The 12,629-nt window shown below is 53.8% G+C and carries 2 protein-coding genes and 1 pseudogene; 2 read left to right on the top strand and 1 reads right to left on the bottom strand.

Annotation, left to right across the window (positions count from 1 at the left end):
• Positions 1-268: 268 nt before the first annotated feature.
• A pseudogene (locus tag ACR0LL_RS20660) lies at positions 269-367 on the bottom strand (transposase domain-containing protein); the annotation flags it as partial.
• Positions 368-779: 412 nt separating this feature from the next.
• Between ACR0LL_RS20660 and ACR0LL_RS20655 the strand changes: the two are divergent.
• Positions 780-12,290 carry a tandem-95 repeat protein gene (locus ACR0LL_RS20655; RefSeq protein WP_480589167.1) on the top strand — a complete coding sequence of 3,837 codons (11,511 nt, stop codon included), beginning with the start codon at positions 780-782 and terminating at the stop codon, positions 12,288-12,290.
• A 12-nt stretch (positions 12,291-12,302) separates the two neighbouring features.
• A complete protein-coding gene (locus tag ACR0LL_RS20650) occupies positions 12,303-12,563 on the top strand; it encodes a hypothetical protein (protein ID WP_480423919.1) in 261 nt (86 codons plus the stop codon).
• Positions 12,564-12,629 lie beyond the last annotated feature (66 nt).

Here is a 12,629-nt window from a genome sequence, read left to right as displayed (position 1 = left end):
AAATTCTGTTTAACGCGGGATATCGCGCACAAGGCGGTGACCCCAATCCCTACATTGGATTTGCCCTCAGTCACAGGTTTTGAGCCGCACGGGCAGATGTTTCGGCCACTTCATCTGCCGAGAGAGCTGCGCAGTGCATAGCGCACCAGATGCACGATGCAGGTCTGAACCAGGGCCTCAGGGACGGCGGAGAACAGCAGCCGGTACATGCATTGGGCCGCTGAGATTTCTGCGTCATTTTCAGGATAAAGTGAAGGCGGTGCACCGATTACAGGTCTGTGGCGTAATTCCAGGGCATCAGGCTGCTGATGTTGGACTGTTTATGCCCGTTTGCGATAGCGGTCAGTGTTTGGGTGAGCCAGGCACGGCCATTGGTTAGAACGTAATGCAGGGCGGAACGTCGAACTGATGTGGTTGACTGGGCAACTCGCCCTGACCAGAAGACCATTGCAGACTTCTGGTGCGATAATGGTGCTTGTGGCGACTGTTTGCTCAGGCCGTATTGACAAAGTAACAGTCTGACAGGTGCAGACCCCACCATAGCCTTTTCCTATTCAAATATAGAATCATGGTATTTTCCAATTCAGCGATCTGGATCCAGTGTTGGATGCGGGACGAATTGGCTGGACGTATTCGCGGTCAATCGCGCAGCGGAACCCAATCAGTAAAACTTTGGAACGTTAGCCAGTACAATAACAACAGGTTTTCACTCATCACTCACATGTACAGCATGCAAATGAGATCATCTCAATTGCTCACAGCTTGAATTGGATAAAGGAATGACCGTAATGAACAATGCACCCGTTCTGGCACTTGCATTGCCTCATCAGTTTTCAGCAGAAGATCAATCTGTGAGCTTTGTATTACCGGCCAATGCATTCACGGATGTTGATGGCGATGCGCTGACCTTAAGCGCGACGCTTGCGGATGGTGCGGCCCTGCCTGGCTGGTTGGAGTTTGATGCGGTTGCGGGGAGTTTCTCGGGCACACCGCCCCAGGACTTCAATGGAACAGTCAACGTGATGGTGACGGCCAGCGACGGGTCTCTTTCGGCCAGCGACACCTTTGTGCTTGATGTTACCCCGGTCAATGATGCACCTGTCGCGGCTGATGATACTGTTGATCCGAGTGAGTTCCTGGTCAATGACTTCACCGATGGCTCTCAAAGCGACCCGAGTGTTACCGCTCTCGCCAATGGCCATTTCGTCGTCACCTGGCAGTCTGATGATGGACAGCCGGGCGATACGTCTGAAACTGCCATCAAGGCCCGTATTCTCAATGAGAATGGTGTGGAGATTGTCAGTGAATTTCTGGTGAATGAGTCTACTAATGGTAGTCAATTGACCCCCAGCGTTACCGAGCTCGCCAATGGCCATTTCGTCGTCACATGGCCGTCCAATGATCAGGAGCAAGGGCATCCGTCTGGTTTTGACATCAAGGCCCGTATTTTTGATACGGATGGTAATGAGATTGTCAGTCAGTTCCCGGTCAATGAAGTTACCCATGACATGCAAGGCTGGCCGAGCGTGACAGCCCTTGCCAATGGCCATTTCGTCGTCACCTGGCATTCTCTTGACGGGCAGCAAGGGGATACGTCCAGTTCTGCCATCAAGGCCCGCATTTTCGATGCAAATGGCGATGAGATTGTCAGTGAATTCCTGGTCAATGAATACACCAATGACGCGCAACTATACTCGAGCGTTACAGCGCTCGCCAATGGCCATTTTGTCGTCACCTGGCATTCTTGGGACCAACAGCACGGGGATACGTCTTGGTCTGCCGTCAAGGCTCGTATTTTCAATGAGAATGGCGATGAGATTGTCAGTGAGTTCCGTGTCAACGAATTCATCAACTTCTGGCAAGAGGACCCGAGTGTGACAGCCCTCGCCAATGGGGGTTTTGTTGTCACCTGGGGGTCTCATGACCAGCAGCAAGGGGATGCGTCCGCTTCTGCCATCAAGGCCCGTATTTTCAATGAGAATGGCGATGAGATTGTCAGTGAGTTCCTGGTCAATGAATTCACCGATAGCTGGCAAGTATACCCGAGTATTACAGCGCTCACCAATGGCCATTTTGTTGTCACCTGGATGTCTGAGGACGGGCAGCAAGGGGATACGTCCGGTACTGCCATCAAGGCCCGCATTTTCAATGAGAATGGCGATGAGGTTGTCAGTGAATTCCTGGTCAATGAATTCACCAATGGCTGGCAACAGAACCCGAGTGTGACAGCCCTCGCCAATGGGGGTTTTGTTGTCACCTGGGAGTCTCATGACGGACAGCAGGGCGATGGGGACCTCGCCATCAAGGCCCGCGTTTTTGATGCGAACGGTGTTGCTCAAAGTCACAAGATTATCACAGAAGATGTTGTCACCCTGATTGAGACCGCCACGCTTCTGGCCAATGACAGCGATGTGGATGGAGATGCGCTGACGGTGATGGATGTGTCTCCGACGAGTGCACATGGCGCGGCCCTGACGCTGAACACAGACGACGGGACGATCAGCTATGATCCAACCGGCGCAGACGCTGTTCAGGCCCTGGCAGAGGGTCAGACCCTGACGGATACATTCACCTATACGGTCGAGGACGGTAATGGCGGGGAGAGCACCGCAAGTGTTTCCGTGGTTGTTCATGGAGCCAACGATGCGCCTGTTGTGGCGATTGTATTGCCTGATCAGTCTTCCGTGGAAGATGAGACCGTGAGCTTTGTGCTGCCGGCGAACGCATTCACGGATGTGGATGGGGATGCGCTGACCTTGAGTGCGACACTTACGGATGGCACGGCCCTGCCGGACTGGCTGGTGTTTGATGCGGTTGCAGGGAGCTTCTCAGGCACACCGCCGCAGGATTTCAATGGCATGGTCAATGTACTGGTGACGGCCAGTGACGGGTCTCTTTCAGCAAGCGATGCCTTTGCGCTTGAGATTACCCCTGTCAACGATGCACCTGTCGCAGTTAACGATGTTGTGCAAAGTCCCACTCCGATCACCGAAGATGTTGTCACCTCAATTGATACCGCCACGCTTCTGGCCAATGACAGCGATGTCGACGGGGACGCACTCACGGTGACAGCGGTTTCTGCCACAAGTGCGCATGGTGCAGCCCTGACGCTGAACACTGATGGGACCATCAGCTACGATCCCACCGGGGCAGCTGATGTTCAGGCCCTGGCAGAGGGCCAGACACTTATCGACACATTTTCCTATGCGACCGATGACGGCAATGGCGGTGTGGGCGTCGCAACCGTTTCGATCATTGTGCACGGAACCAATGATGCCCCTGTTGTGGCACTTGCATTGTCCAATCAGGCTTCCGTGGAAGATGAGGCCGTGAGCTTTGTGCTGCCGGCGAACGCATTCACGGATGTGGATAGCGATGCGCTGACCCTGAGTGCGACACTTACGGATGGCACGGCCCTGCCGGACTGGCTGGTGTTTGATGCGGCTTCCGGCAGCTTCTCAGGCACACCGCCCCAGGACTTCAATGGCACATTGAGTGTCACGGTAACGGCCAGTGACGGGTCACTTTCAGCCAGCGACACCTTTGCGCTTGAGATCACACCTGCCAATGATGCACCTGTGGCAGGTCATGATATTGTTGGCACGAGTGAATTCCGCGTCAATGAATTTACAGATGGCAAGCAAGAGTCATCGAGTGTTACAGCCCTCACCAATGGCCATTTTGTTGTCACCTGGGAGTCTGATGACCAGCAGCAAGGCGATGCGTCTGGTTCTGCCATTAAGGCCCGCATTCTTGATGCGAGTGGAGCTGAGATTGTCAGCGAATTCCTGGTCAATGAGATTACCGGTGACTGGCAAAACAGCCCGAGCGTTACAGCGCTTTCCAACGGCGATTTCGTCGTCACCTGGCAGTCTTCTGACGGACAACAAGGCGATATTTCCAGTACTGCCGTCAAGGCCCGCATCTTTAATGCGAATGGCGGTGAGATCGCCAGTGAGTTCCTGGTCAATGAGTTTACCGATGGCGGTCAGGCGTTCTCGAGTGTGACAGCCCTCGCCAATGGGAGTTTTGTCGTCACCTGGACGTCTGATGACCAGCAGCAAGGCGATGCGTCTGGTTCTGCGATCAAGGCCCGTATTTTCGATGAGAACGGTGTTGAGATTGTAAATGAATTTCTGGTCAATGAGTTCACTGATGGCAAGCAAGAGTCATCGAGTGTGACAGCCCTCACCAATGGCCGTTTTGTTGTCACCTGGGAGTCTGATGACCAGCAGCAAGGCGATACGTCTGGGGGTGCCGTCAAGGCCCGCATTCTTGATGCGAGTGGAGCTGAGATTGTCAGCGAATTCCTGGTCAATGAATACACCGCTAACACTCAAGGGAGCCCGAGCGTCACAGCGCTCGCCAATGGCCATTTCATCGTCACATGGAGGTCTAACGACGGGCAGCAAGGTGATACTGATTGGGCCATCAAGGCCCGTATTTTCGATGAGAACGGTGTTGAGATTGTAAATGAATTCCTGGTCAATGAGTTTACCAATAACGGCCAACACGACCCGAGTGTTACCGCCCTCGCCAATGGCAATTTCATCGTCACCTGGCACTCTTATGACGGGCAACAAGGTGATGCTTCCAGCTCTGCCATCAAGGCCCGCATCTTTGATGCGGATGGTAACGAGATCGTCAGTGAATTCCTGGTCAATGAATTTAACCATCTCTTTCAAGGCAACGCGAGTGTAACAGCCCTTGCCAATGGCGATTTTGTTGTCACCTGGCAGTCCGATGACGGGCAGCAAGGCGATACGTCCGGTTCTGCGATCAATGCCCGTATTTTTGATGCAAACGGTGTTGCCCAAAACCCCTATCTTGTCACCGAAGATGCTGTCACCTTGATTGAGACAGCCACGCTTCTTGCCAATGACAGCGATGTCGACGGGGATGTGCTCACGGTGACAGCTGTGTCTGCCACAAGTGCGCATGGCGCAGCCCTGACGCTGAACACCGATGGGACGATCAGCTATGACCCAACCGGCGTAGACGCTGTTCAGGCTCTGACAGAGGGCCAGGCCCTGACGGATACATTCACCTATACGGTCAGTGACGGCAATGGCGGGGAGAGCACCGCAACGGTTTCCATCGTTGTGCACGGAGCCAATGATGCGCCTGTTGCAGTGGATGATGTTGTTGACCAGAGCGAATTCCTGGTCAATGAGTTCACCGATGGCAGTCAAAGCGCCCCGAGCGTCACAGAACTTGCTAACGGGCATTTCGTCGTCGCCTGGATGTCTCATGCGCAGCAGCACGGCGACATGCCCGATTGGGCTGTCAAGGCGCGTATTTTTGATGCGGATGGCGGTGAGATCGTCAGTGCGTTCCTCGTCAATGAATTCAACAATGGTGCTCAACCGAGCGTTACAGCCCTCGCCAATGGGCAGTTTGTCGTCACCTGGGTGTCTGAAGGCGGGCAGCCAGGTAACACGTCCGATTGGGCCATCAAGGCCCGTGTTTTTGATGCGGATGGCGGTGAGATCGTCAGTGCGTTCCTGGTCAATGAATTCAATAATGACTGGCAGCTCAACCCGAGCGTCACAGAACTTGCCAATGGCCATTTTGTCATCACCTGGCAGTCTGGAGAAGGACAGCGGGTTGATACGTCTGATTATGCCATCAAGGCGCGTATTTTTGATGCGAATGGCGTTGAGGTCACCAGTGAATTCCTGGTCAATGAATTTACCAATGACAGTCAAATCAGCCCGAGCGTTACAGCCCTCGCCAATGGCGAATTCGTTGTTACCTGGGTGACTGGAGACGAGCAGCAAGGGGATGCTTCCAGCTCTGCCATCAAGGCCCGCATCTTTGATGCGGATGGTAACGAGATCGTCAGTGAATTCCTGGTCAATGAATTCACTAATGACACTCAAACCGAGCCAAGTGTTACAGCCCTCGCCAATGGCCATTTCGTCGTCACCTGGCAATCTAGAGACGGGCAGCAAGGCGATACTTCTGATTGGGCCATCAAAGCCCGTATATTCGATGCAAATGGTGTTGCTCAAAGCTCCAACATCATCACCGAAGACGCTGTGACCCTGATTAAGACCGCCACGCTTCTGGACAATGACAGTGATGTCGAGGGGGATGCGCTCACGGTGACCGCGGTGTCGGCCACAAGCACATATGGGGCAACCCTGACACTGAACACTGACGGGACCATCAGCTACGATCCCACCGGTGCTGCGGTTGCGCAGGCGCTGGCAGTTGGCGAGACCCTGACGGATACCTTCACTTATACGGTCGCGGACGGGAATGGTGGGGAGAGCACCGCAAGCGTTTCAGTTGTTGTGCACGGAAGAAACGATGCGCCTGCCGCGATTGATGATGTTGTTGTTCTAAGTCCGAATATCATCACAGAAGATGTTGTCGTCCTGATTGATACCGCCACCCTTCTTGCCAACGACAGCGATGTCGAGGGGGATGCGCTCACGATGACAGCGGTGTCTGCCACGAGTGCGTATGGGGCAACCCTGACCCTGAACACCACCGATACGATCAGTACAATCAGCTACGACCCAACCGGCGCAGACGCTGTTCAGGCCCTGGCAGAGGGCGAGACCCTGACGGATACCTTCACCTATACCGTCGAGGACGGCAACGGCGGTCAGAGCACCGCAAGTGTTTCAGTTGTTGTGCACGGAACCAACGATGCTCCTGTCGCGGTTGATGATGTTGCGCAGAGCCCCACTCCTGTCAGAGAAAATGTTGTTACTTCGATTGATATCGCCACCCTCCTGGCCAATGACAGCGATGTCGACGGGGATGCCCTCACGGTGTCAGAGGTCTCTGCCGAAAGCGCGAATGGCGCAACCCTGACGCTGAACACCGATGGGACGATCAGCTATGATCCAAGAGACGCAGAAGCTGTTCGGGATCTGGCCGAGGGGGAGACCCTGACGGATACCTTCACCTATACAGTCAGCGACGGCAATGGCGGGGAGAGCACCGCAACAGTCTCCCTTGAGGTCATTGGAGCCAACGATGCGCCTGATTTGGGAGTTCCATTGGTCAACAAGTTTTCAACAGAAGATGAGGCTGTGAGCTTTGCGCTGCCAGAGGATGCATTTGAGGATCCAAATGGCGATGCGCTGACCTTGAGTGCGACGCTTGCGGATGGTTCGGCGCTGCCGGACTGGCTGGTGTTTGATGCGGCTACGGAGAGTTTCTCGGGCACACCGCCCCAGGACTTCAACGGCATATTGAACGTCATGGTGACGGCGAGCGATGGCTCACTTGCAACAAGCGAGACCTTTACGCTTGAGATCACACCGGTCAATGATGCCCCTGTCGCAGCTGATGATTTTATTGGCGCGAGTGAACTCCGCGTGAATGAATTTACCAACACCATACAAAATGCTCCAAGTATTGCCGCACTGGCCAATGGCAATTTTGTCGTCACCTGGACGTCTGATGCTGGGCAGCAAGGGGATGCTTTTTCTTCTGCGATCAAGGCGCGTATTCTTGACGCGAATGGTGTTGAGATCGTCGGCGAGTTCCTGGTCAATGAGTTCACCGATAGCTGGCAATTGATTCCGAGTGTGACAGCGTTGGAAAATGGTAATTTTGTCGTAACCTGGTCGTCTATTGACCGACAGCAAGGCGATCCATCTGATTATGCTGTCAAGGCGCGTGTTTTCGATGCGAACGGCGGTGAGATCACCAGTGAGTTCCTCGTCAATGAATTTACCGATGGCGATCAAGCGTTCTCGAGTGCGATAGCGCTTGCCAATGGCCATTTTGTCGTCATCTGGGAGTCTGAAGACCAGCAGCAAGGCGATACGTCTCCAACTGCGATCAAGGCGCGTATTTTCGATGCAGAGGGTGTTGAGATCGTCAGTGAGTTCCTGGTCAATGAATTTACCGATTACGATCAGCGGAACCCAAGTGTGAGAGCGCTGGAAAATGGTAATTTTGTCGTCACCTGGCACTCTTATGCCGTGCAGCAAGGCGATCCATCTGGTTATGCTGTCAAGGCGCGAATTTTCGATGCGAATGGCGATGAGATTGTCAGTGAGTTCCTGGTCAATGAATTTACCAATGACTCTCAATGGAATTCGAGCGTTACAGAACTGGCCAATGGTCATTTTGCCGTCACCTGGGAGTCTGGTTACGGGCAGCAGGGCGACACCGAAGGTTCTGCCATCAAGGCCCGTATTTTGGACGCGAATGGCGATGCGGTTGTCAGTGAGTTCCTGGTCAATGAATTTACTGATGGCAATCAGGATACCCCAAATGTTACGGCCCTCGCCAATGGCCATTTTGTCGTCACCTGGGCGTCTGATGATGGGCAGCAAGGCGATGATCGCTGGGCCATCAAGGCGCGTATTTTTGACGCGAATGGCGATGCGGTTGTCAGTGAATTCCTGGTCAATGAATTCACCAATGACACTCAAATTGCGCCGAGCGTGACAGTGCTCGCCAATGGCCATTTTGTCATCATATGGATGTCTAACGACGGGCAGCAAGGTGATACGTCTGGTTATGCCATCAAGGCGCGTATTTTCGATGCAAACGGTGTTGCTCAAGGTCCCGAGCCGATCACAGAAGATGTTGTGACCCTGATTGAGTCCGCCACGCTTTTGGCCAACGACAGCGATGTCGACGGGGATGCGCTCACGATGACAGCAGTGTCTGCCACGAGTGCGCATGGCGCGACCCTGACGCTGAACACCGACGGGACAATCAGCTATGATCCCACCAACGCGGATGCTGTCCAGGCTTTGGCAGTTGGGCAGACACTTATCGACACATTTACCTATACGGTCGAGGACGGCAATGGCGGGGAGAGCACTGCAACAGTTTCAATTGTTGTTCACGGAAGAAACGATGCACCCGTTTTAGCAATTGCATTGTCCGATCACTCTTCAGCGGAAGATGAAGCTGTGAGCTTTGCACTGCCAACCAATGCGTTCACGGATGTGGATGGCGATGCACTGACCTTGAGTGCGACACTGACGGATGGTGCGGCGCTGCCGGACTGGCTGGTGTTTGATGCCATTGCGGGGAGCTTCTCGGGCACACCGCCGCAGGACTTCCATGGTACATTGAGTGTGACGGTGACGGCCAGCGATGGGTCACGCACAGCAAGCGATAGCTTTGCCCTTGAGATTCCCCCTGTAAACGATGCACCGATCGCGGTAGATGATCTTATTGGCGCGAGTGAACTCCGCGTGAATGAATTTACCAACACCGGACAAAAGACTCCAAGTATTACCGCACTGACTAATGGCCATTTTGTCGTCACCTGGGACTCTCGTGATGGGCAGCAAGGCGATGCTTCTTCTTCTGCCATCAAGGCGCGTATTATTGATGCAGAGGGTGTTGAGATCGTCAGTGAGTTCCTGGTCAACGAGTTTACCCATAGCTGGCAATTGAACGCGAGTGTCACGGCGCTCGCCGATGGCCATTTTGTCGTCACCTGGTCGTCTTTTGACCAACAGCAAGGCGATCCATCCGGATATGCTGTCAAGGCGCGTGTTTTCAATGCGGATGGCAGTGAGATTGGCAGTGAATTCCTGGTCAACGAGTTTACTAATAACGGTCAATTCATCTCGAGTGTAACAGCACTGGAAAATGGCCATTTCGTTGTCACTTGGGAGTCTGAAGACCAGCAGCAAGGCGATACGTCTCCAACGGCCATCAAGGCGCGTATTTTCGATGCGGAGGGCGGCGAGATCGTCAGTGAATTCCTGGTCAATGAATTTACCAATGGCGATCAGCGGGACCCAAGCGTTACCACTCTCGCCAATGGCCATTTCGTCGTCACCTGGCATTCTCACGCCTTGCAGCAAGGCGATCCATCCGGTTATGCCGTCAAGGCGCGTATTTTCGATGCGAGTGGCAGTGAGGTTGTCGGTGAGTTCCTCGTCAATGAATTTACCAATGGCTGGCAAATCAAGCCGATTGTTACAGCGCTCACCAATGGCCATTTCGTTGTCACTTGGGAGTCTGAAGACCAGCAGCAAGGCGATACTGATTGGGCCATCAAGGCGCGCATTTTTGATGCAAACGGTGTTGAGATCGTCAGTGAGTTCCTCGTCAATGAATTCACCCATAGCACGCAACGCGACCCAAATGTTACGGCCCTCGCCAATGGCCACTTTGTCGTCACCTGGGCATCTGATGATGGGCAGCAAGGTGATGATGGCTGGGCCATCAAGGCGCGTATTTTCGATGCGAGTGGCAGTGAGGTTGTCGGTGAATTCCTCGTCAATGAGTTTACCAATGACATTCAAGGCACTCCAAATGTGACAGCGCTCGACAATGGTGATTTTGTCGTCACCTGGCATTCTCTTGACGGGCAGCAAGGCGACACTGATTGGGCCATCAAGGCGCGTATTTTCGATGCAAACGGTGTTGCGCAAGGTCCCACGCCGATCGACGAAGATGTTGTGACTTCGATTGAGACCGCCACCCTCTTGGCCAATGACAGTGATGTTGAAGGGGATGCACTGACGGTAACAGCGGTCTCTGCCGCGAGTACGCATGGGGCCGCCCTTACGCTGAATACCAACGGGACCATCAGCTATGATCCAACCGGCGCAGATGCTGTTCAGGCTCTGGCAGAGGGCGAGACACTTATCGACACCTTCACCTATACGGTTGAAGACGGCAATGGTGGGCAGAGCACTGCAACGGTTTCAATCGTTGTTCACGGAAGAAACGATGCACCTGTCGCGGCTGATGATAGCGAGGTTGAAAATACTATTGATGCAGAAAGTACAATTGACGCAAGTGAGTTCCTGATCAATGACTTTACCAATGGCACCCAAAGCGACCCGAAGGTCGCAGAACTCGCCAATGGCAACTTCGTCGAAACTTGGGAATCCCCTGATGAATCTCACTTTACTGACATCAAGGCACGTATTGTAGACGTAGATGGCGTTGAGATTGTCAGTGAGTTCTACGTCATTAAAGAATGGGCTTTCCAACGTTCGCCGAGTGTTACAGCATTCTCTAATGGCAATTTCATCGTAACTTGGCTGCATAAAGATAACGGATATTTAGAGACTAACGCAAGCGTTTTTGATGCGAATGGCGTCGGGATCAGCGGCAGGTTGAACGTCGTCGACGGGTTCTATCAATACATCATAAGTGTTACAGAGCTCGCCAATGGCAATTTCGTCGCAAGCTGGTCGACTGGACCCTGCAATAACGATCTTTGTGGTTCTGACAGCTATTTCCGTGTTTACGACGCGAATGGCGGGGACATCAGCGGCCTCCTCAAAGTCAATGAACCTCTCAATGCCATTGACGACTGGCAGCATGGCGTTAGTGTTACAGCACTCGCGAATGGCAATTTCGTCGTTACCTGGGAGGCTACTGACCCGCAAGACGGTTCTTACGATACTGCTATCAAGGCCCGTATTTTCGATGCGAACGGCGGGGAGATCGCCAGTGAATTTCTGGTCAATGCAATCATCGATGGCGCTCAAAGAAACCCGAAGGTTACAGCGCTCGCCAATGGCGATTTTGTGGTCACCTGGGAGTCTAATGACCAACAGTACGGCGCTTCGTCTGCTTGGACCATGGAGGCCCGTATTTTCGATGCAGCCGGTGTTACACAAAGTTCCGATATTATCTCGGAAGGTTTTGTCACCCTGATTGAGACAGCCAGTCTTCTTGTCAATGACAGCGATGCCGAGGGAGATGCACTGACGGTGACAGCGGTCTCTGCCGAAAGCGCGCATGGAGCAGTCCTGACGCTGAACACCGATGGGACCATCAGCTATGATCCGACCGGCGCAGAGGCTGTTCAGGCCCTGGCAGAGGGCGAAATGCTGACGGATACATTTACCTATACCGTCAGAGATGGCAATGGCGGTGAAAGCACCGCAACGGTTTCAGTTGTTGTTCGCGGAAGAAACGAAGCACCGATCTTTGGCACCGCTGGTGATGATATCCTGACCGGCACCGCTGGCGATGACATCCTAAACGGCGGCGCGGGCGATGATTATCTGTATGGTAGCGCTGGCGATGACCGTCTGGATGCTGGCACAGGCAACGACATCCTGACCGGCGGCTCGGGGGACGATACCTTCGTCTTTGATCCCGGTTTTGGCGAGGATATCATAACCGATTTTGCGGCTGGTGCTGCGACGGAGGATATCATCGAGTTCAGGGGTGTCACCAACCTGACATCTTATGCGGACGTCCTGAACAGCGCGGCGGATAACGGCACCGATACGACCATCACGCTGGATACGGACAACAGCATTGTCCTGAAGAATGTGGTCGTGTCGGACCTGTCCTCCGACGACTTCCGGTTTTACGCGTAAAGACCACAACGCATGGTGTCGCAATCACGCACCCAGGACGGGCTTGTTGCGGAGTGCCTTCAGGCACTCCGTTCTACGCTCGCAGGTGTTGGCCTGCTCAGCCTGCCGATCAATCTCCTGATGCTCACCGGATCACTGTTCATGCTACAGGTGTATGACCGGGTGCTGGCGAGCGGTTCGGTGCCGACGCTGATCGTGCTGGCGGGTTTGGCGGCTGCGGCATGGCACCCAGTGATCGGGCTGCGCTTCGTGCGGCTCAAAACCTGTGACTGAGGGCAAATCCAATGTAGGGATTGGGGTCACCGCCTTGTGCGCGATATCCCGCGTTAAACAGAATTT

It is taken from the genome of Ruegeria sp. AI2, assembly GCF_056541275.1.
This window is presented reverse-complemented; position numbering and strand designations above follow the sequence as displayed.